Source organism: Microvirga sp. Mcv34 (assembly GCF_024519725.1).
Classification (GTDB): domain Bacteria; phylum Pseudomonadota; class Alphaproteobacteria; order Rhizobiales; family Beijerinckiaceae; genus Microvirga.
Map to the genome: position 1 here is coordinate 122,167 of NZ_JALJRK010000002.1, position 26,337 is coordinate 148,503.

Annotated in this window: 25 protein-coding genes; 15 read left to right on the forward strand and 10 right to left on the reverse strand. The window is 64.2% G+C overall.

All coding sequences use genetic code 11. The features are described 5' to 3' along the window. Positions 1 to 163 precede the first annotated feature (163 nt). From OC446_RS01955 to OC446_RS01985, 7 genes are all read left to right on the forward strand, one after another. A complete protein-coding gene (locus OC446_RS01955; protein WP_262027352.1) occupies positions 164 to 1,060 on the forward strand; it encodes a PaaX family transcriptional regulator C-terminal domain-containing protein in 897 nt (298 codons plus the stop codon). A 157-nt stretch (positions 1,061 to 1,217) separates the two neighbouring features. After that, positions 1,218 to 2,213, forward strand: coding sequence for a 1,2-phenylacetyl-CoA epoxidase subunit PaaA (paaA, locus tag OC446_RS01960; protein WP_262027353.1), 996 nt, complete (start codon positions 1,218 to 1,220; stop codon positions 2,211 to 2,213). 14 nt (positions 2,214 to 2,227) lie between these two features. Further along, positions 2,228 to 2,518 carry a 1,2-phenylacetyl-CoA epoxidase subunit PaaB gene (gene paaB / locus OC446_RS01965; RefSeq protein ID WP_262027354.1) on the forward strand — a complete coding sequence of 97 codons (291 nt, stop codon included), beginning with the start codon at positions 2,228 to 2,230 and terminating at the stop codon, positions 2,516 to 2,518. Then, positions 2,518 to 3,276: a 1,2-phenylacetyl-CoA epoxidase subunit PaaC gene (paaC, locus tag OC446_RS01970; RefSeq protein ID WP_262027355.1), complete on the forward strand. Its 759-nt coding sequence runs from the start codon at positions 2,518 to 2,520 to the stop codon at positions 3,274 to 3,276. The genes paaB and paaC overlap by 1 nt, the downstream gene beginning before the upstream one ends. 14 nt (positions 3,277 to 3,290) lie before the next feature. Continuing rightward, on the forward strand, positions 3,291 to 3,803 hold the full coding sequence (gene paaD / locus OC446_RS01975; protein ID WP_262027356.1) for a 1,2-phenylacetyl-CoA epoxidase subunit PaaD: 513 nt from the start codon (positions 3,291 to 3,293) through the stop codon (positions 3,801 to 3,803). Positions 3,804 to 3,819: 16 nt separating this feature from the next. Beyond that, positions 3,820 to 4,896: a 1,2-phenylacetyl-CoA epoxidase subunit PaaE gene (gene paaE, locus OC446_RS01980; protein WP_262027357.1), complete on the forward strand. Its 1,077-nt coding sequence runs from the start codon at positions 3,820 to 3,822 to the stop codon at positions 4,894 to 4,896. Positions 4,897 to 4,912: 16 nt separating this feature from the next. Beyond that, positions 4,913 to 5,677: a Phenylacetic acid catabolic protein gene (locus OC446_RS01985; protein WP_262027358.1), complete on the forward strand. Its 765-nt coding sequence runs from the start codon at positions 4,913 to 4,915 to the stop codon at positions 5,675 to 5,677. Positions 5,678 to 5,884: 207 nt separating this feature from the next. Here OC446_RS01985 and OC446_RS01990 read toward each other — a convergent pair whose 3' ends face one another. The 4 genes from OC446_RS01990 to paaG are packed head-to-tail and all read right to left on the reverse strand — an operon-like array spanning position 5,885 to position 9,143. After that, complete coding sequence (locus OC446_RS01990) at positions 5,885 to 6,520, reverse strand: TetR/AcrR family transcriptional regulator (protein WP_262027359.1); 636 nt, start codon at positions 6,518 to 6,520, stop codon at positions 5,885 to 5,887. A gap of 9 nt (positions 6,521 to 6,529) precedes the next feature. Next, positions 6,530 to 7,864 (reverse strand): phenylacetate--CoA ligase PaaK, encoded by a 1,335-nt coding sequence (paaK, locus tag OC446_RS01995; protein ID WP_262027360.1) that lies wholly within the window; start codon positions 7,862 to 7,864, stop codon positions 6,530 to 6,532. 23 nt (positions 7,865 to 7,887) lie between these two features. After that, positions 7,888 to 8,349, reverse strand: a complete 462-nt coding sequence (gene paaI / locus OC446_RS02000) for a hydroxyphenylacetyl-CoA thioesterase PaaI (protein WP_262027361.1) — start codon at positions 8,347 to 8,349, stop codon at positions 7,888 to 7,890. Further along, positions 8,349 to 9,143 (reverse strand): 2-(1,2-epoxy-1,2-dihydrophenyl)acetyl-CoA isomerase PaaG, encoded by a 795-nt coding sequence (gene paaG / locus OC446_RS02005; RefSeq protein WP_410054990.1) that lies wholly within the window; start codon positions 9,141 to 9,143, stop codon positions 8,349 to 8,351. The genes paaI and paaG overlap by 1 nt, the downstream gene beginning before the upstream one ends. Before the next feature lie 296 nt (positions 9,144 to 9,439). On the opposite strand from paaG, the gene OC446_RS02010 reads away from it, so the two are divergent. The 8 genes from OC446_RS02010 to paoC all read left to right on the forward strand — a co-directional run bounded on the left by OC446_RS02010 (position 9,440) and on the right by paoC (position 18,216). After that, positions 9,440 to 10,606 (forward strand): ABC transporter substrate-binding protein, encoded by a 1,167-nt coding sequence (locus OC446_RS02010; RefSeq protein ID WP_410054991.1) that lies wholly within the window; start codon positions 9,440 to 9,442, stop codon positions 10,604 to 10,606. Positions 10,607 to 10,816: 210 nt separating this feature from the next. Further along, a complete protein-coding gene (locus tag OC446_RS02015) occupies positions 10,817 to 11,689 on the forward strand; it encodes a branched-chain amino acid ABC transporter permease (RefSeq protein WP_262027362.1) in 873 nt (290 codons plus the stop codon). Positions 11,690 to 11,691: 2 nt separating this feature from the next. After that, positions 11,692 to 12,639 (forward strand): branched-chain amino acid ABC transporter permease, encoded by a 948-nt coding sequence (locus OC446_RS02020; protein WP_262027363.1) that lies wholly within the window; start codon positions 11,692 to 11,694, stop codon positions 12,637 to 12,639. After that, positions 12,636 to 13,418, forward strand: coding sequence for an ABC transporter ATP-binding protein (locus OC446_RS02025; RefSeq protein WP_262027364.1), 783 nt, complete (start codon positions 12,636 to 12,638; stop codon positions 13,416 to 13,418). The genes OC446_RS02020 and OC446_RS02025 overlap by 4 nt, the downstream gene beginning before the upstream one ends. After that, positions 13,411 to 14,115, forward strand: coding sequence for an ABC transporter ATP-binding protein (locus tag OC446_RS02030; RefSeq protein ID WP_262027365.1), 705 nt, complete (start codon positions 13,411 to 13,413; stop codon positions 14,113 to 14,115). Before OC446_RS02025 ends, OC446_RS02030 begins: the two co-directional genes overlap by 8 nt. 295 nt (positions 14,116 to 14,410) lie before the next feature. Next, positions 14,411 to 15,046: an aldehyde dehydrogenase iron-sulfur subunit PaoA gene (gene paoA / locus OC446_RS02035; protein ID WP_262027366.1), complete on the forward strand. Its 636-nt coding sequence runs from the start codon at positions 14,411 to 14,413 to the stop codon at positions 15,044 to 15,046. Then, complete coding sequence (locus tag OC446_RS02040; protein ID WP_262027367.1) at positions 15,043 to 15,993, forward strand: FAD binding domain-containing protein; 951 nt, start codon at positions 15,043 to 15,045, stop codon at positions 15,991 to 15,993. The genes paoA and OC446_RS02040 overlap by 4 nt, the downstream gene beginning before the upstream one ends. Positions 15,994 to 15,996: 3 nt before the next feature. Then, positions 15,997 to 18,216 carry an aldehyde oxidoreductase molybdenum-binding subunit PaoC gene (gene paoC / locus OC446_RS02045; protein ID WP_262027368.1) on the forward strand — a complete coding sequence of 740 codons (2,220 nt, stop codon included), beginning with the start codon at positions 15,997 to 15,999 and terminating at the stop codon, positions 18,214 to 18,216. Between the two features lie 36 nt (positions 18,217 to 18,252). Here paoC and OC446_RS02050 read toward each other — a convergent pair whose 3' ends face one another. The 6 genes from OC446_RS02050 to OC446_RS02075 all read right to left on the reverse strand — a co-directional run bounded on the left by OC446_RS02050 (position 18,253) and on the right by OC446_RS02075 (position 26,292). Then, positions 18,253 to 19,494, reverse strand: a complete 1,242-nt coding sequence (locus tag OC446_RS02050) for an MFS transporter (protein ID WP_262027369.1) — start codon at positions 19,492 to 19,494, stop codon at positions 18,253 to 18,255. Between the two features lie 88 nt (positions 19,495 to 19,582). After that, entirely contained in the window at positions 19,583 to 21,037 is a 1,455-nt protein-coding gene (locus OC446_RS02055) for an amidohydrolase family protein (RefSeq protein ID WP_262027370.1), read from the reverse strand. Positions 21,038 to 21,055: 18 nt separating this feature from the next. Then, positions 21,056 to 22,786 (reverse strand): dipeptide ABC transporter ATP-binding protein, encoded by a 1,731-nt coding sequence (locus OC446_RS02060; protein ID WP_262027371.1) that lies wholly within the window; start codon positions 22,784 to 22,786, stop codon positions 21,056 to 21,058. Next, the gene (locus OC446_RS02065) at positions 22,783 to 23,697 is read right to left on the reverse strand and encodes an ABC transporter permease (protein WP_262027372.1); all 915 of its coding nucleotides are present in this window, start codon (positions 23,695 to 23,697) and stop codon (positions 22,783 to 22,785) included. Before OC446_RS02065 ends, OC446_RS02060 begins: the two co-directional genes overlap by 4 nt. Continuing rightward, complete coding sequence (locus OC446_RS02070) at positions 23,694 to 24,665, reverse strand: ABC transporter permease (RefSeq protein ID WP_262027373.1); 972 nt, start codon at positions 24,663 to 24,665, stop codon at positions 23,694 to 23,696. The genes OC446_RS02065 and OC446_RS02070 overlap by 4 nt, the downstream gene beginning before the upstream one ends. 58 nt (positions 24,666 to 24,723) lie before the next feature. Further along, positions 24,724 to 26,292, reverse strand: coding sequence for an ABC transporter substrate-binding protein (locus OC446_RS02075; RefSeq protein ID WP_262027374.1), 1,569 nt, complete (start codon positions 26,290 to 26,292; stop codon positions 24,724 to 24,726). Between the last annotated feature and the right edge of the window lie 45 nt (positions 26,293 to 26,337).

A 26,337-nucleotide genomic window follows, 5' to 3' on the forward strand; every position in this document is an offset into this window, starting at 1 on the left:
TTTGCCGCATTATTAACCGACCGGCCGGTTAGTCAAGGAATTTCGAGGATGGCCTTGGGCTGACGGGGCGGCTCGACAGGAAGTGAGAAGAATGGGTAGGTGGGATAGCAGGAAGCCAAGGGGCAGAAGCCGCCTTGGCCGGAGAAGACCGGAGTAGGTTTGCATGGTCGCGTTCGTAGAGACCCTGCTTGACAAGTTCCACGAGCGGACACCGATCCGGGCGGGGTCGCTGATCGTCACCGTCTTCGGGGACGCGGTGGTACCCCGGGGTGGGGTGCTGTCCCTCGCATCCCTGCACGAGATCATGCGGGCCTTCCGCATCAGCGACACGCTCGTCCGGACGGCCCTGTCCCGCCTCGTGTCGGAGGGATGGTTCGAGCGCTGGAAGGTTGGGCGCAACAGCTATTACCGCCTGACGCCCAAGGGGCAGGAGGCCTTCGCCCAAGCCACGCGGCGGATCTACGCCGACCCGCCCCAAGACTGGCAGGGCTCCTTCGATCTCCTTCTTCTGGAGAACGCTCAGGACCGCAGCGCGCTCAGGAACGAGCTTTCGGCGGCAGGCTATGGCGCCCTAGGGCCGGACCTAATGCTGGCGGCTGCGGCATCGGCCGACGGGATCGGGCCGTTCCTGAGGCTAAGCGCGACTCCGGCCGATGCGGCGACGGCCCGGCGACTGGTGGAGCGGGCTTGGCCCCTGGCGGAGATCGAGGGCCGCTACAGGCGGTTCATCGATGCCTATTCGGGCATCCTTGGAGCCCTTGAGAGGGGCGCAGGGTTCACGAATCTCGATGCCCTGCTGGTCCGCATCCTCTTGATCCACGACTACCGCAGGGCGGTCCTGAAGGACCCGCTGCTGCCGGCCCAGCTCCTCCCGCAACCTTGGGCCGGAACGGCCGCCCGCTCCCTTTGCGGTACGATTTACAGAACCTTGCTGCCGGCGGCGGAGCGCTGGATCGACACCCATGCTCAGAACGACATGGGACCCCTGCCGGCAGCCGACCGGGATTTCGGGCAGCGTTTCGCCGCGATGGAGCCGGTTGCCGCATTGAAGATCGGCTGACGAATACGTTACAAGAAATTCTTGAATAAGCTATTTTATGTGACATATTAAGAAGGCCTGCGGAAAGCCGGTGAGGCATGCCGCCTGCGCGCAGGGATCCTGCCCTCGCCGGAGGTGGGAAGAGGTCGGCAAGGCCGCGAAACCAGGGAGAAGCGCCGTGTACGCACAGATGGTGAAGACGGGCGTCGAACATGTCCGCTCCAAGGATGAGATGTCCCCGGAGGAGCAGGCCTTCCAGGAGCGCGTCGACGCGGACATCAAGATCGAGCCGAAGGAGTGGATGCCGGAGGCCTACCGCAAGACCCTGATTCGGCAGATCTCGCAGCACGCCCATTCCGAGATCATCGGCATGCAGCCGGAAGGCAACTGGATCACCCGTGCGCCCACCCTGGAGCGCAAGGCAATCCTGCTGGCCAAGGTGCAGGACGAGGCCGGCCACGGGCTTTATCTCTACTGCGCGGCCGAGACGCTGGGCGTGAGCCGCGACGAGCTCATGGAGCAGCTCAACAGCGGCAAGGCCAAGTATTCCAGCATCTTCAACTATCCGACGCTCACCTGGGCCGATATCGGGGCCATCGGCTGGCTCGTCGACGGCGCCGCGATCATGAACCAGGTGCCGTTGCAGCGCTGTTCCTATGGTCCTTATTCGCGTGCGATGATCCGCATCTGCAAGGAGGAGAGCTTTCATCAGCGCCAAGGCTACGACGCCATGACGAAGCTCGCCCGCGGAACGCCCGAGCAGAAGCAGATGGCGCAGGACGCCTTGAACCGCTGGTGGTGGCCGTCGCTCATGATGTTCGGCCCGTCCGATGCGGATTCGGTGCACAGCGCCCAGTCCATGCGCTGGAAAATCAAGATCAACTCCAACGACGAGCTGCGCCAGAAATTCGTCGACCAGACGGTGCCGCAGGCCGAGTATCTCGGCCTCACCGTTCCGGATCCCGACCTCAAATGGAACGCGGAGCGCGGACATTACGATTTCGGCGAGATCGATTGGGACGAGTTCTACCAGGTCATCGCCGGCAACGGCCCCTGCAACCGCCAGCGCCTGCGCACCCGCGTGAAGGCCTACGAGGAGGGGCAGTGGGTGCGCGACGCAGCCGACGCCTATGCGGCCAAGAAGGCGGCGCGGTCAAAGGCCAAGGCTGCCTGAGCGGGAGATCAAGAATGACCGACAAGAAGGAATGGCCTCTCTGGGAGGTGTTCATCCGCAGCCAGCACGGCTTGGCCCATCGCCATGTGGGCAGCCTGCATGCGCCCGATGCCGAGATGGCGATCATGAATGCGCGCGACGTCTATACGCGCCGCAACGAGGGCGTCAGCATCTGGGTCGTGAAGGCGTCTGACATCTCGGCGAGTTCGCCCGGCGAGAAGGGACCGCTGTTCGACCCCGCCAACAGCAAGGTCTACCGCCACCCCACCTTCTACGAGATTCCCGAAGAGTTGGGGCATATGTGATGAACGGGCAGGACGCTCTTTTCGAGTATCTGCTGCGCCTCGGGGACAATGCCCTGATCCTCGGGCACCGCTTGTCGGAATGGTGCGGGCATTCGCCGGTCCTCGAGGAGGATCTGGCGCTCTCCAACGTCGCCCTCGACCTCATCGGACAAACGCAGCTCTGGCTGAACCTCGCGGGCGAGGTGGAGGGCAAGGGGCGCGACGCCGACAAGCTCGCCTATCTTCGCGATGCGCGCGACTTCCGCAACGTCCTTCTCGTCGAGCAGCCGAACGGCGACTTCGCCGTCACGATGGCGCGTCAGTTCTATTTCGATGCTTGGCATTACCTCCTGCTGCGCGAGCTGACCGGCTCGAAGGATGCCCGCATCGCCGAGATCGCGGCGAAGAGCCTCAAGGAGGTCACGTATCACCTCGAGCGGAGCCGCGACTGGGTCCTGCGCCTCGGCGACGGCACGGAGGAGAGCCATCGCCGGATGCAGGCCGCCATCGACGATCTGTGGATGTATACGGGCGAGCTGTTCGAGAGCGACGACATTGACCGGGCCATGGTCCAGGAGGGTCTGGGCCCCGATCTCGTGACGCTGCACGAGCCCTGGCTAGGGCTCGTCCGGGCGACGGCCGAGGAGGCGACACTCTCCCTGCCGCAACCCGGCTGGGCCCAGAAGGGCGGACGGCGCGGCATCCATTCCGAGCATCTCGGCTACATTCTGGCCGATCTCCAATTCCTGCAGCGGGCCTATCCCAACGCCACGTGGTGAGGAGCGCGGGTGTGATGATCGACAGCCTGACACGACCGGACCCGGATCAGATCAGAGGCTGGCTGGACGCGGTTCCCGACCCGGAGGTGCCCGCCGTCTCGGTCATGGATCTCGGCATCGTTCGCGATGTGCAATGGGACGGCGACGAACTGGTCGTCGCGATCACCCCGACCTATTCGGGCTGTCCCGCGACAAGCGTCATCGCGTTCGAGATCGAAGCCGCCCTGCGTACGCGAGGGATCGAGCGCCTGCGCGTCGAGCGGCGCCTTTCGCCGCCTTGGACGACGGATTGGATCACCCCGGAAGGGCGACGCCGGTTGGAGGCCTTCGGCATTGCGCCACCGGCCGAGAGTTCCGGCGGGCCATCGCCCTTCGACCGTTTCCTGCGCAAGCCGCTGGCGATCGCCTGCCCGCGCTGCAAATCGGTGAATACCGAACGGGTGAGCGAATTCGGATCGACGCCGTGCAAGGCGCAGTACCGGTGCTGCGATTGCCTCGAGCCTTTCGACTACTTCAAGTGCATTTGAAAAGAGCGGATGCTCCATGACGAAGTTCTATCCCGTCACCGTTGCCGACGTGCGGCGCGAAACCCGCGATGCGATCATCCTGACGCTGGACGTGCCGGATGAGCACAAGGAGGCGTTCCGCTTCTCGCCGGGGCAATACCTGACTCTGCGCACCACCATCGACGGCGACGAGGTGCGGCGATCCTATTCCATCTGTGCGACCCCGATGGAGGGCAGGCTCCGCGTCGGCATCAAGAAAATCGCCGGCGGCGCATTCTCCAGCTGGGCGAGCGAGCAGCTCGCGGCCGGGCAGGTCATCGAGGCCATGCCGCCGATGGGCAATTTCTTCGTGCCCCTCGATCAGGCCCGCAAGCGTCACTTCGTGGGCTTCGCAGCAGGCAGCGGGATCACGCCTCTGCTCAGCATCGTCAAGACGACGCTGGTAGCCGAGCCTCAATCCTCCTTCACGCTGTTCTACGGCAACCGCGCTTCGAGCTCGATCATGTTCCGCGAGGAGCTGGAGGATCTGAAGAACGAGCATCTCGACCGATTCAGCCTGATCCACATCCTCAGCCGTGAGCAGCAGGATATCGATCTCTTCAACGGGCGCCTGACCAAGGAAAAGTGCGATCAGCTCCTCGACCATTGGATCGACGCCTCGTCCATCGACACCGCTTTCATCTGCGGGCCGCAGGACATGATGCTGGGAGTCGCGCAAAGCCTCGAGGAGCATGGCCTCGACAAGCGCCAGATCAAGTTCGAGCTCTTCGCCACCTCGACGCCAAGCCGCCGGCAGCGCCGGCCCGAGGAGGCTACCGCGGAGGATCGCAAGAACCTGTGCGAGGCCACCATCGTCATCGACGGACGGGCCAGGAGCCTGACTTTCGAGAAGGGAACCGCCTCGGTCCTCGATGCCGCCACGGCCGAAGGGCTCGAGCTACCCTATGCCTGCAAGGGTGGCGTCTGCTCCACCTGCCGGGCGATGCTGGTCGAAGGCGAGGTCGACATGGACGCGAACTTCGCTTTGGAAGATTACGAGATCGCCCGCGGGTATATCCTGACTTGCCAGAGCTATCCGGTCAGCGACAAGATCCTGGTCGATTTCGACAAATGACGAGGGAGCGGCTGCCATGGTCGATGAAGAGGATCTTGTCACCTTCATAGCCGGCGGCGGCCGGCTGAGCGCGCCGGGGAACGTCACGCCGCGTTATCGCGGCGAGCTGATGCGCTTGATGGCGATCTTCATCGATTCTGAGATGGCGGGCGCCTCCGGCTTCGCCGATTGCATCAATCTGGCTCCGGGACTGAAGGAGCGGATCATCGCGACGCGGATCGTCTTCGACAAGTTCAATCATGCCCGTCAGGTTCTGGGCCTGATGGAACAGTTCGGCGCCAACACGGCCCAGTATGTGGGTGCTCATCCCTGGGCGTCCCGGCTCGATCGCAGCGTCGATCTCGGCACGCGGCGTATGGATGGCGACATGCGCCTCAACGTGTTCCATTACCCGATCAACGGCTGGGTCGACGCAGTGGTGATGAATTGCCTGATGGGGCAGGCCACGGTGGTGCAGCTCGACGAGTTGACGCGCGGCTCCTATCAGCCTCTTGCCGACGCGTTGGCCGAAATCCTTCCCGCCGAGCGACGTCATGCGGAGCTCGGGCAGCAGGGATTGCGGGACGCCCTGGAGAGAGGGCACGACAGGACCGATGCCCAGGCCTCGGTGAACTACTGGTATCCTCGCGTGGCCGACACCTTCGGCAGCAGCACGTCGGACCACTTCACCCAGCATCGGAGATACGGATTGCGCCGGAAGGGTCGGGAGGAGCTGACGGCCGAGTGGCAGAGGCTCGTTCATCCGATGCTTTCGCGCTTCGGCCTCGCCGTTCCGGGGTGACATCCGCCACCTCGTCACTTCCCTTTTCATCACCAGGCTTATCCCGGTGATCTCGATCGGCAAGACGCAGGGCTTCTCAGCGTCGGGATGGCCGGCACTGGTTCCCGGATCAAGTCCACGGAGGCCATGAGGTGGGAAGGTCGCGGATCCGAACTGGATGCTTCGCGTCGACCCGAAGGTCGGCGCGATCCTTGAGCGGACAGGGTCCTATTCCGCTGCGCTGGCGCGCCGAGGGGAGCCAGCCGGTTCCGCGCGAAGATTGCGGGTCCCATCTACGATGAGGTGGGATACGAGCGCGGCATAATCCGCACGGGTCACCTCGCCGGTGCTCTTGAACCAGAGATAGTGCCAGTTGATCATGCCGAAGAGAGACATGGTCACGGGTTTGAGCAGCCTGGTCCCCTTCAGCTGCGGCGCCACGCCCTCCACCGCATCGGAGAAGATCTTCACCAGCTCCCGCTCCACGGCCTTGAGTTCTCCCTGCCGGTCGGCCGGGAGCAGGCGCATGCCGTTGATCTGCACATTGTGCTGGGCATCGGCGTCGCGATAGGCCTCGAGCAGGCCCGCGACCAGTTCCCTCAGGCGATCTTCGGGGGAGAGGTCCGGGCGGTCGGCCGCTTCTACAACCTCGAGCAGTTCCTCGAGGTGAAAGCGGATCACGTCGAAGAGCAGCTCCTCCTTGTCCCTGTAGTAGTGATAAAGATTGGCCTTGGAGACCCCGCAGGCTTCCGCGATCTTGCTCATGGAGGCGCGGTCGTATCCGTGCTCCGCGAAGAGTTCGGCCGAGCGATCGAGGATCGCCCGGCGCTTGTCGTCATAATCGGTGGCACGGGTTCGGGCCATGGGACTCTTCTATTCTTTCGGTCTGCGGTCGATCACCCGTCTCGCCTTGCCGAGAGAGCGCTCGATTCCTTCAGGATCGAGAACGTTTACATGAGCCGTGATGCCAATGGTATCCTTGATGGATTGGCTCAGGCGTTCGGCGGCGGCCTTGCGGGTCTCCGGGTAATCTGCATCCGGCCGGATCTCGGCCCGGATCTCCATCTGGTCCATCCGGCCCTCTCGGGTCAGGATGATCTGGTAATGCCCCGACAGGCTCGGGATCGTGAGGAGCTTCTCCTCGATCTGGGTCGGGAACACGTTGACGCCCCGGATGATCATCATGTCGTCGGTGCGGCCGGTGATCTTCTCCATGCGGCGCATGGCCCGGGCCGTGCCGGGCAGGAGGCGCGTCAGGTCCCGGGTGCGGTAGCGGATGACGGGCATCGCCTCCTTGGTCAGCGAGGTGAAGACGAGCTCGCCTTCCTCGCCGTCCGGCAGGACCTCGCCCGTCACCGGGTTGATCACCTCGGGATAGAAATGGTCTTCCCAGATGTGCAGCCCGTCCTTGGTTTCCACGCATTCGCAGGCGACCCCGGGGCCCATGACCTCGGACAGGCCGTAGATATCGACCGCATGGATGTCGAAGGTCTCTTCGATCTCCGTCCGCATGGCATTGGTCCAGGGCTCAGCGCCGAAGATGCCGACCTTCAGCGAGGAGCGGCGCGGATCGAGCCCCTGCTTCCGGAACTCGTCGAGGATCGCCAGCATATAGGACGGCGTGACCATGATGACGTCGGGCTGGAAATCCTGGATGAGCTGCACCTGCCGCTCCGTCATGCCGCCCGACATGGGGATCACCATGCAGCCGAGGCGCTCGGCGCCGTAATGCGCGCCCAACCCACCCGTGAATAGGCCGTAACCGTAGGCGACGTGCACCTTCATGCCGGGGCGGCCGCCGCTGGCCCTGATCGAGCGGGCCACCACGTCGGCCCAGGTGTCGATGTCGCGCTTGGTGTAGCCGACGACCGTAGGCTTTCCGGTGGTGCCGGACGAGCCGTGCACGCGGGCGATCTGGTTCTGCGGGACGGCGAACATGCCGAACGGGTAATTGTCCCGCAGGTCGGCCTTGGTGGTGAAGGGGAACCGAGCGAGGTCGCTCAGATCCTTGAAATCGTCTGGGTGAACGCCCGCCGCGTCGAATTTCGCTTTGTAATGCGGCACGTTCTCGTAGGCATGGCGCAACGACCAGGCGAGGCGCTCGCGCTGCCAGGCGGCCAGTTCATCGCGCGATGCGAGTTCGAAACGATCGAGCTGAGTGGATTGAGGCTTGAGTTCGGACAGCTTGCGATTCGGGATCTGAAGCACGGGAACCTCCCATTCGTTTGTTCTTATTGAGGATCTGAGCCGAGAAGCGTGCCCGCGATGGTGCGCGAATGGCCACGGAATTCGGCGACGACCTCGCCTTTGCCGTCGCGGACCGTCACGTCGTAGATGCCGGAGCGGCCCGAGCGGTTGCGCTCGACCGCATGGGCCGTGAGCCTGTCGCCCCGCCGGCTCGGTTTAAGGAACGTCAGCGCGCAATGCTGCGCCACCGTGCGCTGGTCGTAGGTGTTACAGGCGAACGCGAAGGCTGAGTCCGCCAGCGTGAAGATGAAGCCGCCGTGGCAGATGCCGTGCCCGTTCGTCATGTCGGGGCGGATCGTCATGGAGAGGATGGCCTCGCCCGGCGACACGCGCTCGATCACCATGCCGAGCCCTTGGCTCGCCTGATCCTCCGCCCACATGGCCTCGGCGCAGGCTGCGGCCAGGGCGTGGGACGCATCGTCCTGTTGATGCGATCGCGTGTCCATCACGCCCTCCCGGTGAATTTCGGCTGCCGTTTCTCGAAGAACGCCCTGACGCCTTCGATGTAATCCGGCGTGCGTCCCGCCTGTCCCTGCAGGTCGCGCTCGAGATCGAGCTGCCGGTCGAGATCGTTCGTCTCGGAGGCATCGAGCGCCTGCTTGATCAACCCGAGGCCGGCGGTCGGCTGAACCGCGAAGTGGGCGGCAAGGCGATGCGCCTCATCCATCAAGGCGGCATCGTCGACAGCCTTCCAGATCATGCCCCAGGCTTCCGCCTGCTCCGCCGTGACCGGTTCGGCGAGAAGCGCGAGAGCCCGCGCACGCGCCGGTCCAACGAGGCGCGGCAGGAACCAGGTGCCACCCGAATCCGGCACGAGGCCGAGCTTGGCGAAGGCCTGAATGAACTTGGCAGAACGTCCCGCCAGGACGATGTCGCAGGCGAGCGCGATGTTGGCGCCGGCCCCCGCGGCAACGCCGTTCACCGCGCAGATGACGGGCATCTGTAGCGCGCGCAGCTTGCGCACGAGCGGATTGTAGAGGCGCTCCAGGGTTGAGGAGAGATCCGGAACCTGTCCGGGGCTGAAGACCCGGTCCGACAGATCCTGGCCGGCGCAGAACCCGCGTCCGGCACCCGTGAGGACAAGGGCGCGGCAGGTCTCGTCCGCTTCGGCGTCGAGCAGGGCGGACATCAGGGCCGCATGCATCGCCTCGTTGAAGGAGTTCAGGCGGTCGGGCCTGTTGAGGGCGAGGACCCGATAGCCCTCGCGACGCTCCGTGACGATGAGATCGTTCTCCACCATGGCCCTCCCGAATTTTCGCTGATGGCAAGCGGATGGTCGTGCGACTTGTTTACTATTGACCAACCGTCCGGTCAATTATATTGATGAGAGAAACAGCGTCAATCAGCCAACACTCGGTCCTTCAGGGCGATAAGCGGGATGGCATGCTTTGGCGGCCGACAGGATCCGTATCCAAAGCTACGCCGGCTTTACCGTCTCCTGATCGCCTCCTTCCGCAATGATCCGCGGCGCCCTGGGAGCCCGAGTCTTTGCGCAACAATAAAAACAGACAACGACAACGAAACCGGAGGAAACAGATGAACTCGAAGACCGCTCTCAAATCACTCTTGGTCGCCAGCGTCATGAGCTTCGGCTTTGCGCAGGGTGCTCTCGCCCAGAACACCGTCAAGATCGGGTCGGTGCTCTCGGTCACCGGGCCGTCGTCCTTCCTCGGAGAACCGGAAGACAAGACGCTGCGGCTCTATGTCGACAAGATCAATGCGGCAGGCGGTGTCGCCGGCAAGAAGATCGAGCTCGTGATCTACGACGATGGCGGCGATGCCAACAAGGCGCGCACGTTCGCGACGCGCCTGATCGAGGATGACGAGGTGATCGCCATGGTCGGTGGAACGACCACCGGCTCCACCATGGCGATGATCCCAGTCTTCGAAGAGGCGCAGGTTCCGTTCATCTCGCTTGCGGGCGCCATCGAGGTGATCGACCCCGTGCGCAAGTTCGTCTTCAAGACGCCGCACACGGACAAGATGGCGTGCGAGAAGATCTTCGAGGATCTGAAGAAGCGCAATCTCACCAAGATCGGCCTGATCTCGGGCACGGACGGGTTTGGGGCCTCCATGCGCGCGCAATGCGTCAAGGTCGCGCCGAACTACGGCATGGAGATCCTCAGCGACGAGAGCTACGGCCCGCGCGACAGCGACATGACCGCCCAGCTGACCAAGATCAAGAACACGGCCGGCGTGCAGGCGGTGGTCAATCCGGGCTTCGGGCAGGGGCCGGCCATCGTGACTCGCAACTACGCCCAGCTCGGCATGACCAACATCCCGTTCTACCAAAGCCATGGCGTGGCTTCGAAGAGCTTCATCGACCTCGCCGGAGCTGCCGCGGAAGGCGTGCGCCTGCCGGCCGCCGCCCTTCTCGTCGGCGACAAGCTGCCGGAGAGCGATCCGCAGAAGAAGGTCGTGACGGAATACAAGCAGGCCTACGAAGGCGCGACCAAGCAGTCGGTCTCGACCTTCGGCGGTCACGCCTATGACGGCCTCTTCATCCTGGTCGAGGCCATGAAGCGCGCGAACTCGACCGACCCGAAGAAAATCCGCGACGAGATCGAAAAGACCAAGGGGTTCGTCGGCACCGGTGGCATCGTGAACATGTCGCCCACCGACCATCTCGGCCTCGACCTCTCGGCCTTCCGCATGCTCGAGATCAAGGGCGGAGACTGGAACCTGGTCGCTTCGGGAAGCTGATCCCTCGACGCAACCGATCGGACGGGATGCTGAATATCAGCCTCTCGTTCCGCACCTAGCGCATCGTGCGGACCCAGAGGCCGGGTCATCGATAAGTGGACTCGGGTTTTTCCGCCCCGAAGGATGCGCTCTTCAAGGAGTGGAGCATCGGACCCAAAAGTGTAAGTCCACTTTTGGGTCCGATGCCCTAGAAGGTTACAGGACAGCATCATGGCCGAGTTCCTCCAGTTCCTCATTTCCGGTTTGACGGTGGGAGCCGTCTATGCGCTGGTCGCACTCGGCTTCACCCTGATCTACAACGCGTCGGGTGTGGTGAATTTCGCTCAGGGCGAATTCGTCATGCTCGGCGGCATGGTGACGGTGTTCGTGTCGGCGGCCGGTGTGCCCCTTCCGCTGGCCGCCGTCATTGCCATCGGCGTAGCCGTCGCGATCGGGCTGCTGTTGCATCGCTTCGCCATCGAGCCTGCTCGCGGTGCATCGGCCGTGACCCTCATCATCATCACCATCGGGGCATCGATCCTGCTGCGCGGCCTCGCGGCCATCGTTTTCGACAAGCAGTTCCACAAGCTGCCTGCCTTTACGGGCGATACGCCGGTTGACGTGCTGGGTGCGGCCGTGCAGCCGCAGAGCTTCTGGGTGCTGGGCGGAACGGCAGTTGTCGTGCTGGCGCTCTATGTCTTTCTCGAACACACCATCACGGGCAAAGCCGTGCTGGCGACGGCGGCCAATCGCCTCGCGGCGCGTCTCGTCGGAATCAACACGACCACCATCATGGCATTGGCCTTCGGCGGCTCCGCCGCCATCGGGGCCATCGCCGGCATCCTCGTGACACCGATCACGCTGACGAGCTACGACGTCGGCACGCTGCTAGCCCTGAAGGGGTTCGCTGCCGCCATGCTGGGCGGCATGGGCAATCCTCTCGGCGCCGTCGTGGGCGGTCTGTTGCTCGGTCTACTGGAAGCGTTCGGCGCGGGCTACATCAGCTCGACCTACAAGGATGCTTTCGCATTCGTCGTCATTCTTATCGTCCTGTTCGCGGCCCCCCAGGGCCTGTTCGGACGTCGGGTCGTGGAGAGGGTGTAGACATGCGGGCACTCCTGAACCAGCGCTCCATCACGCTCCTCGTACTGGCGGCGGTGATCGCCGCGCTGCCGTTCGTCTTTCCATCGAGCTATTATTTCCGTGTGGCCTCACTCGTCTGGGTCTCGGCGCTCGCCGCCATCGGCCTCAACATCCTGATGGGGCAGGCGGGCCAGGTCAGCCTGGGACATGCGGCCTTCTTCGGCATCGGCGCCTATGCGGTGGCGATCGGGCCGACGCATCTCGGCATTCCGCCGTGGGCCGCGCTGCTCGTCGGCGCGGTTCTCTCAGGCATTCTCGCCTATCTGGTCGGGCGCCCGATCCTGCGGCTGAAAGGGCATTACCTTGCCATCGCGACCCTGGGCCTCGGCGTCCTCGTGGCCCTCGTCATTACAACAGAGAGCCGCTGGACTGGCGGACCGGACGGCATGCCGGTCGAACGGTTGACCCTCTTCGGCTGGCGGGTGAGCGGATCGTATACATGGTACTGGGTCACCGGCGGACTTCTCCTCGTCGGAACCTGGATCGCCCTCAACCTCGACGAGACGCCGACCGGACGCGCCTTCCGCGCGCTCCATGACAGCGAGGTGGCCGCACAGGTGGTCGGTGTCGACGTGGCGCGCTTCAAGCTACAGGCCTTCGTGATCGCCGCAATCTATGCTTCGCTCGCAGGCTCCGCCCTTGCCTTCATGAACGGCTTCATCAATCCGGATCAGGCGGGCTTCCTGCACTCAGTGGAACTCGTCACCATCGTCGTGCTGGGCGGGCTCGGCTCCGTGTTTGGAAGCATCGTCGGCGCCGCGGTGCTCATCACCCTCCCGCAGGCTTTGACGATCTTCCAGGAATACGAGCATCTCCTGCTGGGCCTCATCATCATCGTGGCAATGATCTTCATGCGCAACGGCATCGTGCCGAGCCTGTCAGGCCTGCTGGTCCGGAGGGCCCGCTCATGACGATCCTGAAAGCGAACGACATCGGCATTTCCTTCGGCGGCGTGAAGGCCGTGGACGGCGTGAGCTTTTCCGCCAGCCCCGGGCAGATTCTGTCGATCATCGGGCCCAACGGCGCCGGCAAGACGACGCTCTTCAACATCGTGTCCGGCGTTTATACGGCGAGCCGCGGATCGATCCACCTCGCGGACGAGGACGTGACAGGGCTTCCCCCTCATAGGCTCGCCGCGCGCGGGCTTTCTCGGACCTTCCAGAACCTGCAGATTTTCCAGCGCATGACGGCCTGCGAGAACGTGATGGTAGGGCGACATCTGCGGGAGAAGTGCAGCCTCCTGCCGGCCCTGTTCAGGACGCCTTCCGTCACGCGTCAGAACCGGGAGACCCGGGCGGCGGCGCTTGATCTCCTCGCCGAGGTGGGCTTGAAGGACGCTGCCGATGTTCCCGCCGGTTCCTTGCCTTATGGGGCATGCAAGCGGCTCGAGATTGCGCGCGCGCTCGCCGCCGAACCGCGCGTGCTTCTTCTCGATGAGCCTGCCGCCGGCTGCAATGCGGTGGAGACGGAGGAAATCGACCACCTGATCAAGCAGGTCGCCGACCGGGGCGTCGCCGTGGTCCTCGTCGAACACGACATGAAGCTCGTGATGAAGATCTCAGACAGGATCCTCGTGCTCGAGCGAGGGCGGCCGCTGGTGGAAGGGACGCCGCGGGAGGTGCGCGATGATCCAAGGGTCCTTGAGGCTTATCTGGGACAGCACGGCGCCCGGGAGGCTGCCCGTGCTTGAGGTGAGAAATCTGCGCAGTGTCTATGGCCGGATCGAGGTGCTCAAGGGCATCGATCTCGACGTTCAAACCGGCGAGATCGTCGCGCTGGTCGGCTCGAACGGAGCGGGCAAGACGACGCTGCTGCGCGCGCTCTCGGGTGTTCAGCCCATCACCAGCGGTGAAATCCGCTTCAAGGGCCAACGCATCGACCGGCTGCCGCCCCACAAGAGAGTAGAGTTGGGCATGACGCAGTCGCCGGAAGGACGGCAGGTCTTCGGGCCTCTGACCGTCGAGGACAATCTGCGGCTTGGCGCCTACAGACGCCGGGACAAGGCCATCGACCAGGATCGCGACCGCATCTTCACCATGTTCCCGGTCCTGGCCGAGAAGCGGCATCTCTTGGCGGGTGGATTGTCGGGCGGTCAGCAGCAGATGCTCGCCATTGGCCGTGCCCTCATGGGACGCCCGAAGCTTCTGTTGCTGGACGAGCCGTCGCTTGGCCTGTCACCGCTTCTCGTCGACCAGATCCTGGATGCCATCGTGTCTCTCAAGAAGGACGGCATCACGGTGCTCCTCGTCGAGCAGAACGCCAGCGCGGCCCTGGCGATCGCGGATCGCGGCTATGTACTGGAAACTGGAAAGGTCGCGCATTGCGGCGCCGGTTCCGCGCTACTCGCCGATCCTAAGATCAAGGCGGCCTATCTCGGCATCGCGTGAGGGCACCTCTGTACGCATCGGGTTTCTGTTCCTAATGCTCTGGATGCACGGAGGGGCCGGATAAACGCAAGTCAAGGCTTAGCTCCAGCATAATAATGTTCGGTCTGGACAATTTCTTCGTCCGCCACACTTGTCTGGGTCTTGTTGCATATCCCGTGCTGGAATGTTGAAAGCCGCGACCCAGCCCACCGGAACTGTTCGCGCCGTGGAGGCGTTCGGCGAGATGCGCGGGCATCGTGGGCGTGGGCGAGTCATTCCCAGTATCAGACAATCCTCGACGGACTGGAGACCGAAAATGGTGGGTTCGGACGACCTGAATCTGAACCGGCGTGATCTGATGGTCGGTGCCGGTGCGTGCGCGGCCATGCCGGCCATGCCAGGCACCGCGAAGGCGCAGCCGGGGCCCGATGGAAACCCTGTCGAGTTCCAGGTGTCCCTCACGGTGAATGGAAAATCTCATACACGGAATGTCGATACGAGAACGACGCTTCTCGATCTTCTCCGCGAGAATCTGCACCTGACCGGCACCAAGAAGGGCTGTGACCACGGGCAGTGCGGCGCCTGTACGGTGATCGTGGATGGACGCCGGATCAATTCCTGCCTGACGCTCGCCGTCATGCAGGAGGGCAGCTCCGTCACCACGATCGAGGGGCTGGGCCAGCCCGACAATCTCCATCCGATGCAGGCCGCGTTCATCAAGCATGACGGCTATCAATGCGGTTACTGCACGCCAGGCCAGATCTGCTCGAGCGTCGCAATGCTGGAGGAAATCAAGGCCGGCATTCCAAGCCATGTCACGGCGGATCTCCTCGCGCCCGTCCAGCCGACGGAGACCGAGATGCGCGAGCGCATGAGCGGCAACATCTGCCGCTGCGGCGCTTACTCCAACATCGTCGAAGCCATCACTGAAGTCGTGGAGAGGCAAGGATGAAGGCCTTCACCTACGAGCGCGTCAGCTCACCGGCGCAGGCCGTCGCCGCGGTCGCGCGCAACCCCGGCGCCAAGTTCATCGCGGGCGGGACGAATCTGCTCGATCTGATGAAGCTGCAGATCGAGACGCCCACCCATCTCGTCGACATCAACAGCCTCAAGCTCGATGGGATCGAGGCGACACCCGAGGGCGGCCTGCGCATCGGGGCGCTCATGCGCAATACGGACCTCGCAGCCGACGAGCGGATTCGGCGCGATTACGGGGTCCTGTCGCGCGCGCTCCTCGCCGGCGCCTCCGGACAGCTGCGCAACCGAGCGACCACCGCCGGCAACCTGCTGCAGCGTACCCGCTGCCCCTATTTCTACGACACGGCCCATCCCTGCAACAAACGGGAGCCGGGATCGGGCTGCTCGGCATTGGACGGGGTCAGCCGGCAACTCGGGGTCGTCGGCGTGAGCGAAGCCTGCATCGCGACCAATCCATCCGACATGGCGGTTGCCATGCGGGCGCTCGATGCGACGATCGAGACGGTCGATGCCGACGGAAAGACGCGAGCGATTCCGATCGCCGAGTTCCATCGTCTTCCTGGCGATACACCCCATGTCGAGACCGTGCTTGACCCGGGCGAGCTCATCACGGCCGTCACCCTGCCGCCGCCAGTGGGCGGCAAGCAGGTCTATCGCAAGGTCCGAGACCGGGCTTCCTACGCCTTCGCGCTGGTCTCGGTCGCAGCCATCGTGCAGCCAGATGGCACAGGGCGGGTGGCCCTTGGCGGCGTTGCGCACAAGCCCTGGCGGATCGAAGGAGCGGACGCGGAACTGTCCCGCGGCGCGAAGGCGGCGGCAGCGGCGCTCCTTGCCGATGCCAAGCCAACCCGAGACAACGCTTTCAAGCTTCCACTCGTCGAGCGCACGATTGCGACAGTGCTGACCGAGGCAAGGGCCTGAACCATGAAATTCGACACTCCTGCCGGCACTAGCCCGATCGATCAGCTCAAGGTCATCGGTCGCCCGACCGACCGCATCGACGGCAAGTACAAAACCACGGGGACCGCTCCCTATGCCTATGAGCGTCACGACGCGGTGCCGAACCAGGCTTACGGTTTCGTGCTCGGCTCGGCGATCGCCAAGGGGCGCATCGATGCCATGCATCTGAGCGACGCCCGGAGCGCCCCCGGCGTTCTGGCCATCGTCACGACGCTCGACACGCCTCGCCTGGGGCGGGGCCGGATGAACGCCGCCTACCTGTTCGGCGGGCCGGTCATCCAACACTACCATCAGGCGATTGCCGTCGTGGTCGCGGAGACCTTCGAACAGGCCCGCGCGGCGGCGCACCTGATCCGCGTCGATTACCGGCAGGAGCCCGGAAAATATGACCTCGAGGCCGAAGCTCCCCATGCGGAGCCGGTCGCGAGCGACAGCGGCGAGGGCAGCGGGGCTCCGCACGAAGCGCGGATCGGAAACTTCGAGGAGGCTTTCGCGGCTGCGCCGGTCAAGCTCGACGAGAGCTATACGACGTCAGACGAAAGCCACGCCATGATGGAGCCGCACGCCACGATCGCGGCCTGGAACGGGGACAAGCTCACGCTCTGGACCTCGAACCAGATGATCGCCTGGGGCAAGGGCAGCATCGCCAAGATCCTCGGCATCCCGGCCGAGAACGTGCGTCTCGATGCGCCCTATGTCGGTGGAGGCTTTGGAGGAAAGCTCTTCATCCGCGCCGATGCGGTGTTGGCGGCCCTCGGCGCCAAAGCCGCGGGACGACCGGTCAAACTGGCACTGACCCGTCCCTTGATCGCCAACAACACCACGCATCGGCCGGCGACGATCCAGCGCATTCGGATCGGCGCAAACCCGGACGGCACGATCACTGCGATCGCGCACGAGAGTACGTCGGGCAACCTCGCGGACGGCAAGCCCGAGACGGCGGTCGACCAGACGAGACTGCTCTATGCGGGGGCCAATCGACTGACGGCACTGCGTCTCGCGCATCTCGATCTTCCGGAAGGCAACGCCATGCGGGCGCCCGGAGAGGCGCCCGGTCTGCTGGCGCTCGAAATCGCCATGGACGAGATGGCCGAGAAGCTCGGCATCGATCCGGTGCAGTTTCGTATCATCAACGATACCCAGGTCGATCCTGAGAAGCCGGAACGCCGCTTCTCGCATCGGGATCTGGTGGGTTGCCTGCGGCATGGTGCTGAGCGCTTCGGCTGGGATCGGCGTCAGCAACAGCCGGGCCATGTCCGGGATGGGCGCTGGCTCGTGGGATACGGTATGGCGGTCGGGTTCCGCAACAACCTCCTGACCAAGTCGGCGGCCCGCGTGCGCCTTGACGGACGCGGCATGGTGACGGTCGAAACCGATATGACCGATATCGGGACGGGGTCCTACACCATCCTTGCCCAGACGGCGGCCGAGATGATGGGGGTCCCGCTGGAGATGGTGAACGTCCGGCTCGGTGATTCCGCCTTTCCGGCCTCGGCCGGGTCTGGTGGGCAATGGGGCGCGAACAATTCCACGGCTGGGGTCTACGCCGCCTGCGTCAAGCTGCGCGAAGCCGTGGCAGCAAAGCTCGGCTTCAACTCCGCCGAGGCGGTGTTCGCGGATAACGAAGTGCGCTCCGGCAACCGGAGCGTTCCCCTCGCCGCTGCCGCGAGCGGGGGCGAACTTGTCGCCGAGGACATGATCGAATACGGAGACCTCGCCAAGAAGCAGCAGCAATCGACCTTTGCCGGCCATTTCGCCGAGGTCGGAGTCGATGCCGCGACGGCCGAGATCCGGGTCCGACGCATGCTGGCGGTGTGTGCGGCTGGCCGCATCCTGAATCCCAAATCGGCCCGCAGTCAGGTGATCGGGGCCATGACCATGGGAGTTGGCGCAGCCCTGATGGAGAAGCTCGCGGTTGATACGAAGCGCGGCTTCTTCGTCAATCACGACCTCGCCGGTTACGAAGTACCGGTTCATGCCGATATCCCGCATCAGGACGTCGTCTTCCTCGACGAGGTGGATCCGATGTCGTCGCCGATGAAGGCCAAGGGTGTGGCTGAACTCGGTATCTGCGGCGTCGGAGCGGCGGTCGCCAATGCGGTCTATAACGCCACCGGGATTCGCGTGCGCGACTATCCGCTCACGCTGGACAAGCTGATCGAGAGGTTGCCGGAAGCCGTCTGAGGCTTCCGCTGTGCAGACATCGAGAGAGTGACGTCGTCAGCCCTGTTTGAGATGGGGAAGCACATAGGCGGGCGCCGCGGCTCTCAGACCGGACCAGATGCAGGCCGCCGTGATCAGGACCACCATGATGGCGGGGCCCCGGAAGGGATCGTCGCTGCTGCGCAGCACACTGACGGCAAAGGGGCATAGGGATGCGCCGAGATAGCCGATACTCTGCGACATGCCCGACAGCATCGCCGTGACCTCCGCGGTTGGCGAGCGCAGAGAGACGAACAGAAGCGCCAGTCCGAACAGCCCTCCCTGGCCCAGGCCAAGGACGAGCGCCCACAGGACGCGGGAGGCGAGCGGCGCATAGAGCAGGCCGAGAAATCCCGTGCAGGTGGCCATGAGAACCAGCAGAATCAGAAGCCGGGGTGACACCCGTCGCGTCGCGAGCGAGGGCACCAGCAGCGCGGTCACCGTCTGCGCCAGGATCGAAACGGATGTGACGACGCCCGCATCAAGCACATCGAGCCCTCGATCGCGCAGCAGTGTCGGCAGCCAGCCAAGGACGATGAAGGCTAGCCCAGCTTGAAGCCCCATGAAGGCCGTAACCGACCAAGCCAGGCGGTCGCGCAGCAGAAGTGAGAAGCGCGGCAGGCGGGCGGTGCTGGAGGAAGCCGTCTCGCCGGAAGCGAGGGTGGCCCACATGATGCCGCCGGCAAGAGCGAGAATGCTCCAGCTCGCCAGGGCCATGGGCCAGGAGCGCCAGGCTCCCTCCAAAACAGGCGTCAGCCCCGCGGCGCTGGCCCCACCGATGCTCAGGACCATCGTGTAGAATCCTGTCATCGGGCCGAGCTGCGCCGGAAAGCGGCGGCGAATCACGACGGGCAGGAGCACGCCCACCATCCCGATGGCTGCTCCTGCGATGAGGGTGCCGCCGAACAGCGCGAAGCCCGTCGGGATCCCGCGCAGGGCGAGCCCCGCCGCAAGGCCTAGGAGAAGGACCGCGATGGCGCGTTCGAGGCCGAGCATGGCGGAGAGGAAAGGCGCCAGCGGCCCGAAAATACCGAAGCAGAGCACCGGCATCGTGGTCAGAACGCCGATCCACGCCCGGCTGAGATCCAGGCTCGCCTGAACCTCCGTCATCATGGTGGCGGTCGAGGTGAGGGCAGGCCGCAGGTTGAGCGCCGCGATCACGACGCAGGACACGACGAAGGCAACGGGGAGGGATCCAGCCCGCGTGCTGCCGCGTAGCGCTTGCGTCTCCTTCGTCTCCCGGTCGCGTACTATTGGCATGATCTGTCCTTCCAGCCGCGTGGAGGCGGCTGGTGCGGTTTGTCGTGATGCTCGGGTGCAGCGGGTTCGATCTCGCCGTCGTGGGCCGTCAATGTTCGATCTGATCGGTGGCTCTCACGTGGTGCCAGAACATCTTCGGCGTCTCGAGCATGGACTGGAATCCGGTCCGCTCGAGCATCGCCTCGGTCTCGCGCTGCGCGTCGTCGAGCACTTCATCCTCGTCGACGAACACGGCTTTACGATCCTGCAGGGCGATGCGGCCATCGACTATTACTGTATCGACGTCATTGCCGTTGGCGAAGTAGATCAGCCGGAAGACCGGCATGTTGAGGGGATAGAGGTGCGGCCGGCGCAGATCGACCAATACCACATCAGCCTTCTTGCCGACTTCGAGCGACCCGATGTCCTTATCCATCCCGAGCGCTTTGGCGCCGTCGATGGTGCACATTTCCAGCACCCGGCCCGGCGGCAGCCAGGTGGGATCCTTGAAGTAGGTCCGGTGGTAATGCATGCATTGCTGCATGTGCCGGAACATATCGCCGGATCGATCCGGCGCCGTGGCGTCCGAGCCGAGGCAGACATTGGCCCCCGCTTCCAGCAATTCGGGCACCGGGCATCGCCCGAGGATCGACGCGATGGCGCTTGGATTGTGGGCGATGCTCGTTCCCGTGTCGGCAACGATCCGGATTTCATCCTCGGTGAGGTTGGTGGAGTGCGAGAGCAGGGCGTTTGGACCTAGGATACCGAGCTCCTTGGCATAGGCGACGCTTCCCTTCGTGTGCCCGTCCTGCGTGAAGACGAGGCCGGCTTCACGCGCGAGAGCCGCCGTCATCCGAGCCTGTCGTTTTGCCTCCTCCAAGTTCTCCGCACCAAGCTCCGCGAGATGCTCCGCCCGCAGGGTCGGTGTGATGAGTGCGATGTTGAGGCGCCCGCCATGCTTGCCGTGCCAGGTATCGATGAGTGTCTTGCAGGTTTCGAACTGCTCCTCGAAGCTTACGGGGCGCTCGACGGCTTTTCCGTCCACAATGCGCGCATAGGTACGGGGATGGGGAGGCCGGGTCGGCCCGACGGCGACGACGGACCGGGTGCCGACTTCCCGCACGCCTTCGCAATGAGCATCACCGTAGATGGGTTCGTCGGTGCGAAGGATCGTGTCTCCCCCGCCCAGCAAAGAAACGCCTGTGGTCACGCCGAAGCGCAAACGCTCGAGTGCAGCGAGACGCGCCTCCGCGCGCCAGAATTCGGGCGTGGAGGCCACAGTATAAGCCTTGTGACAGGCCTCGTACCATGCGTCGCTGTCGCCGCCGCCCATGGTCTTGATCAGGCCGTGCCCTGCATGGGCGTGTCCGTCGATCAGACCCGGCATGACGATCTTGCGGCTGGCGTTGATCATCGTGGGCGCCTGATGGCTCGCCAGGATCTCTTCCGTTGTCCCGACGGCGACGATCCGGTCCTTCTCGATGGCGACGGCACCGTTTTCGATGACCCTCCGGTGCGGGTCCATCGTGACGACGATGCCGTTGGTGATGATGATGTCAGCCATGAAATGAACTCCGGTCGGTCAGGCGGCTTTGGTTTCGCCGCGAATACGGTCGAGGGTCGGAACGAGCGACAGCAGTTCCTGGGTATAGGCATGCTGTGGCGCATCGAAGAGGGTTTCTGAGTCTGCCTGCTCCAGGAGCTTGCCCTGACGCATGACGGCCACCCGGTCGCACATCTGGCGCACCACGGCGAGGTCGTGACTGATCAGAAGGAGGGTCAGTCCGGTGGCGTCACGCAGGTCCTTCAGAAGGTTCAGGATCTGTGCTTGGACGGAGACGTCGAGGGAGGATGTCGGCTCGTCGCAGACGATGAGCTTGGGTCTGGCACCGAGCGCCCGAGCGATGGAGAGGCGCTGTCTCTGGCCGCCGGAGAACGCATGCGGAAAGCGTTGTGCTGCCTCCGCATCGAGGCCTACGGCTTCGATCAGCCGCTCCACGTCGCGCTCGGCCTCGGAACGGGTGTCGGCGAGACGATAGAAGAGGATCGGCTCGGACAGGATCGAGCCGATCCGCATGCGGCTGTTGAGCGATGAATAGGGATCCTGAAAGATCATCTGGATCGCCTGTCGAAGCGGCCCGACACGGCGTGTCGCGCCTTCTCCGGCGATGCTCTGGCCGCGATAGAGCACGCGGCCCGCCGTAGGACGCACGAGGCCCGACACGACATTGGCGATGGTCGTCTTGCCGCAGCCGGATTCGCCTACGAGGCCGAAGACCTCGCCGCTGCGGACAGAGAAGGAAACGCCATCCACGGCGCGAAAGCGATGGCCTTTCGAGCCGGGCAGCCAGCCGCTGGTGCTGTAATCGACACACAGGTTTTCGACCGACAGGATGGGCGCTTCGTCGGACGGTGCGTCCGCGCGATCGGCCTTCGCGCGCAGTTCCGCTCGAGCCTGCTCCGCGCGGCCCTTGCCCTCATCGCCCAGAACGGGAAACCGGTCGAGGCGCTGGTCGATTCGAGGAACCGCGCCAATCAGCGCCTTGGCATAGGGAGCCTTGGGGCGGCGCAGAACCTCTTCCGTCAATCCGGTCTCGACGACCTTGCCCCGATGCATGATCGTGACGCGGTCGGCGATCTGGGCGACGACGCCCATGTTGTGGGTGACGAGCAGGATGCCAATCCCGCGATCATCTGCCAGATCGCGCACCAGCTTGAGGATCTGCGCCTGAACCGACACATCGAGCGCCGTCGTCGGCTCGTCGGCAACCAGGAGCCTGGGATTGCAGGAGAGAGCGGCTGCGATCACCACACGCTGGCGCTGGCCGCCGGACAATTGGTGAGGATAGGCCTTGAGACGGCGACGCGGCTCGGGAATCCCGACGGCTTCGAGCAGTTCCAGCGCGCGCGCCTGGGCTGCGGTCTTGCTCAGCCTGAGGTGGAAGCGCATCGCTTCCGTGAGCTGGCTCTCGATGGTGAAGAGCGGATTCAGGCTCGTCATCGGATCCTGAAACACGGCTCCGACATCGCGGCCGAGAATGATACCCTCCGCCGATCCTCTGGCGGGATCGAAGCGCTTGCCGTCGATATGGATGCTCCCGGCCGCGATGCGTCCCGGTTTTTCAAGAAGCCCCATCACCGTGTTGCCGATGGTCGTCTTGCCGGCACCGGATTCACCTACAAGGGCGTGGATCTCGCCCGGGCGGATGATGAGAGAGGCGTTCTCCACGGCAGTGAAGACGCTCCCGTTTGCGAGAGGGTATTCGACGCGCAGATTGTCGATGGCGAGAACGGGTGTGGATTGCGCGTTCATCGTTTCACCCTCAGCTTGGGATTGAAGCGATCACGAAGCCAATCGCCGACGATGTTAACGGACAGGACAAGAATCACGAGCGCGAGCGCCGGGAAGAGGGCGATCCACCATATGCCCGAGAACACGAACTCGTTGCCGATGCGGATCAGTGTGCCGAGCGACGGGTAGGTGGGAGGCATGCCGACCCCGAGAAAGGACAGGGTCGCTTCGGTGAGCACGGCTGCGGCGAGATTGATCGTGGAGATAACGAGGACCGGGCTCATCACGTTCGGCAGGATATGCCGCAGCATGATCCGCCTCGGTGGCAGGCCGATAACCTTCGCGGCGCGAACATAGTCCTTCGCTGTCTCGACCATGGTAGCGGCCCGTACGGTGCGGGCATATTGCACCCATTCATGGATGGCGATGGCGCAGATCAGGATGATCGGCGCCCATTCGGCCGTGGCCGCTCCGGGAAAGATCGCCCGCGCGATGCCGCTGACCAGGAGCGCCAGCAGGATCGTCGGGAAGCTCAGGATCACGTCGCCGATCCGCATGATCAGGGCATCGACGCGGCCACCGAAATAGCCGGCGAGAAGACCCAGGGTGACGCCGAGGGTCGCAGCGAGCAGGACCGCGCCGCCGCCGATGGCGATGGACACGCGCGCACCATAGAGCATGGCGGAGAGCAGGTCGCGGCCTTGATTGTCCGTTCCCAGAAGAAAGCTCGGATCGCCATCGGTGGTAAAGGCGGGCGGCAATTCGGCGTTGATCAGATCGAATGAAGCAAGATCGGTTGGATCGTAGGGCGCGATCCAGGAGGCGAGCAAAGCGCAGGCCACGAGGAACAGGGCCACGATGGCGGCGACAATCACCGAGAGCGGAGCGCCTAATCGGACGAACAGACCGGGGGTGGAGGCGAGTGTTTTCATGCGGACCTCGCGCGCAGGCGGGGATCGACCACCGCGTAGAGAATGTCGACGACGGTGTTGATGAGGACGAAGAGCAGGCCCACGAAGAGCAGGTAGGCCGCCATGACGGGAATATCGACGAAGCTCACGGCCTGGATGAAGAGAAGGCCCATGCCCGGCCATTGGAAGACGGTTTCCGTCACGATGGCGAAGGCGATGAGGGAGCCGATCTGGAGGCCCGTGACCGTGATGACCGGCATTAGGGCGTTTCGCAAAGCGAGCCGGAAGTGGATGTAGCGCGCCGGCAAGCCGCGGGCTTTCGCGAACCGGATGTAGTCGCTGGACAGAACGTCGATCATCTCCGCCCGCACCAGACGCATGATGAGGGTGAGCTGGTACAGAGCGAGCGTAATGCCCGGAAGGAGAAGGGACTTCAGGCCGCTGATCGTCAAGAAACCTGTCGACCACCATCCGAGATCGACGACCTGGCCGCGTCCGAACGAGGGCAGCCAACCGAGGGACACGGCGAAGACCAGGATGAGCACGATGCCAGTCACGAAGGTGGGTGTCGATATGCCGATGAGGGAAAGAGCCTGAACCAGTCTTGCGGCGATGCCATGGGGCTTGAGCGCGCAGAGCACGCCGAGCGGGATGCCGAGGGCGAGCGACAGGATCGTCGCAATGATCACGAGTTCCAGCGTGGCGGGAAGCCGTTCGGCGATGAGCTCCGTGACCGGTCGCTGATTGCGATAGCTGATGCCCAGGTCGCCCCTGAGGGTGCGGCTCAGGAAATGGCCATACTGAACGACGAGCGGCTGATCGAGGCCGAGCGAGCGCCGGAGCTCAGCCTTCTCCTCCACGGAGGCATTCTCCCGCGACATCGTCGCAACAGGGTCGCCGACATAGCGGAACATCACGAAAGACACCGCCGATACGACGAGCATCACGAGGACGGCTTGGCCCAGCCGGGAGATGAGGACGTTGAACATGGGTGTTTCCTCGGCGGCCCGCCTCTATCAGGCGAGCCGCCCGTCTCCTGCTGCGGGTTTACTTGACGGTCGCGAACCACAGGCGGACGTATTCGTCCGGAAACTGCGGAACGTCGACGCCGTCGCGGACGGCCCAGGCCAACGGCTGCTGGTGGAGCGGGATGTAGGCGACCGTGTCCCGCGCGACCTTGAGGGCTTCCGCCAGCATGGCGCGGCGCTTCGGCTCGTCGAGCTCGACGGCGGCCTTGCGGGTCAGGTCCTCGATCTGCGGATTGCTATAGGTGCCCGCATTGGAACCGCCGTACCCGTCCTTCTGCTCGGTGAGCAGCGACGAGAGGACGCTGAAGCCATCCATGGGCGGCAGGGTTGCCCAGCCCACCATGGACACATCGAATTCGCCGCGATCCTGGCGCGGGAAGTAGGTCGCACGCGACTCGGTCTGCAGTTCCGCCTGGATGCCGACCTTCGCCCACATGGACGCGATAGCCACACAGGTCTGCTCGTCGTTGATGTAACGATCATTCGGGCAGTTCAGCTTCGTCTTGAAGCCGTTGGGATAACCGGCTTCCGCCAAGAGCTGCTTCGCCTTGTTCTGGTCATAGGCCAGCGTCACATCGTTCTTCTTGGCGTAGCCCGGGACGGGTGGTGCGACGAGCGTGCCGGTATTGCGCGACTTGTCGCGCATCACGCGCTTCTTGATCGTCTCCATGTCAATGGCATGCCACATGGCCTGACGCACCTTGACGTCGAGCAGAGGGTTCTTCTGGCCGGGCATCGCCTTCAGCTCGGGACGGACATTGAGCGAGAGCATGATGAGGCGCAGGGAAGGCTCCTCGATGACCTTGAAGCCTTGCGATGAGGAGATCCGCTGAAGGTCCTGCAGAGGCGCGGGGGCGATCAGGTCCAGCTCGCCCGACAGCAGGGCGGCGACGCGGGTCGCATCCGATTTCACGGGCTTGAACTCGATGCGGGTGAGATTGTGCTGCGGCTTGTCCCACCAATCGGGATTCACCACGAAGGTCGTGCCCGCGTCAGGCTTGTAGGATTCCACCTTGAAGGGTCCCGTGCCGATGGCGGTCGTCGATGCCGCGGTCGTGACGCCGGTCGCGATATTCCCGGGCTTCAGGGCTCCGTTGGCCTCCATCCATTCCTTGTCGAGGATGTAGATCCCGGCGAGATCGTTGAGGAGCAGCGGGTAGGGGCCCTGCGTGATGATGTCGACCGTGAAGTCGTCGACCTTCTCCGCCCTGACCACGGTCGCGAGGTTGCCGCGAGCCCGAGCCCCCGGATCGAGGATACGGGTGATCGAGGCGACCACATCGTCCGCCGTGAAGGGATTGCCATTGTGGAATTTCACGTTCCGACGCAGCTCGAAGCGCCAGGTATCGGGCTTCATGGTCTTCCAGCTCACCGCCAGCGCTGGTTCCAGCTCCAGATTGCGGCCGCGGCGCACCAGGGGGTCGAAGACGTGGTGCAGCATGCTCGTCGTGAAGCTCTCCGTATGCGCATAGGGGTCGAGCGTCGTGATGTCCGTGGGCGAGGCCCACCGCAAGGTCTTGGCTTCCGCCGACACTCCCATCAGGGCGGCGACGGCGACGGTCAGGCTGGCCGCAAGTCTGGTTTTCATGATTGACCTCCACAGATCCTCTGGAACGGATTCTTTATTGGATAC

Excerpts from the sequence above, each read along its gene's own strand:
- OC446_RS01955 (WP_262027352.1), top strand. The coding sequence starts at position 164 with ATGGTCGCGTTCGTAGAGACCCTGCTTGACAAGTTCCACGAGCGGACA.
- paaB (WP_262027354.1), top strand. The coding sequence starts at position 2,228 with ATGACCGACAAGAAGGAATGGCCTCTCTGGGAGGTGTTCATCCGCAGC.
- paaC (WP_262027355.1), top strand. The coding sequence starts at position 2,518 with ATGAACGGGCAGGACGCTCTTTTCGAGTATCTGCTGCGCCTCGGGGAC.
- paaD (WP_262027356.1), top strand. The coding sequence starts at position 3,291 with ATGATCGACAGCCTGACACGACCGGACCCGGATCAGATCAGAGGCTGG.
- paaE (WP_262027357.1), top strand. The coding sequence starts at position 3,820 with ATGACGAAGTTCTATCCCGTCACCGTTGCCGACGTGCGGCGCGAAACC.
- OC446_RS01985 (WP_262027358.1), top strand. The coding sequence starts at position 4,913 with ATGGTCGATGAAGAGGATCTTGTCACCTTCATAGCCGGCGGCGGCCGG.
- OC446_RS01990 (WP_262027359.1), bottom strand. The coding sequence starts at position 6,520 with ATGGCCCGAACCCGTGCCACCGATTATGACGACAAGCGCCGGGCGATC.
- paaI (WP_262027361.1), bottom strand. The coding sequence starts at position 8,349 with ATGGACACGCGATCGCATCAACAGGACGATGCGTCCCACGCCCTGGCC.
- paaG (WP_410054990.1), bottom strand. The coding sequence starts at position 9,143 with ATGGTGGAGAACGATCTCATCGTCACGGAGCGTCGCGAGGGCTATCGG.
- OC446_RS02010 (WP_410054991.1), top strand. The coding sequence starts at position 9,440 with ATGAACTCGAAGACCGCTCTCAAATCACTCTTGGTCGCCAGCGTCATG.
- OC446_RS02015 (WP_262027362.1), top strand. The coding sequence starts at position 10,817 with ATGGCCGAGTTCCTCCAGTTCCTCATTTCCGGTTTGACGGTGGGAGCC.
- OC446_RS02020 (WP_262027363.1), top strand. The coding sequence starts at position 11,692 with ATGCGGGCACTCCTGAACCAGCGCTCCATCACGCTCCTCGTACTGGCG.
- OC446_RS02025 (WP_262027364.1), top strand. The coding sequence starts at position 12,636 with ATGACGATCCTGAAAGCGAACGACATCGGCATTTCCTTCGGCGGCGTG.
- paoA (WP_262027366.1), top strand. The coding sequence starts at position 14,411 with ATGGTGGGTTCGGACGACCTGAATCTGAACCGGCGTGATCTGATGGTC.
- OC446_RS02040 (WP_262027367.1), top strand. The coding sequence starts at position 15,043 with ATGAAGGCCTTCACCTACGAGCGCGTCAGCTCACCGGCGCAGGCCGTC.
- paoC (WP_262027368.1), top strand. The coding sequence starts at position 15,997 with ATGAAATTCGACACTCCTGCCGGCACTAGCCCGATCGATCAGCTCAAG.
- OC446_RS02050 (WP_262027369.1), bottom strand. The coding sequence starts at position 19,494 with ATGCCAATAGTACGCGACCGGGAGACGAAGGAGACGCAAGCGCTACGC.
- OC446_RS02055 (WP_262027370.1), bottom strand. The coding sequence starts at position 21,037 with ATGGCTGACATCATCATCACCAACGGCATCGTCGTCACGATGGACCCG.
- OC446_RS02060 (WP_262027371.1), bottom strand. The coding sequence starts at position 22,786 with ATGAACGCGCAATCCACACCCGTTCTCGCCATCGACAATCTGCGCGTC.
- OC446_RS02065 (WP_262027372.1), bottom strand. The coding sequence starts at position 23,697 with ATGAAAACACTCGCCTCCACCCCCGGTCTGTTCGTCCGATTAGGCGCT.
- OC446_RS02070 (WP_262027373.1), bottom strand. The coding sequence starts at position 24,665 with ATGTTCAACGTCCTCATCTCCCGGCTGGGCCAAGCCGTCCTCGTGATG.
- OC446_RS02075 (WP_262027374.1), bottom strand. The coding sequence starts at position 26,292 with ATGAAAACCAGACTTGCGGCCAGCCTGACCGTCGCCGTCGCCGCCCTG.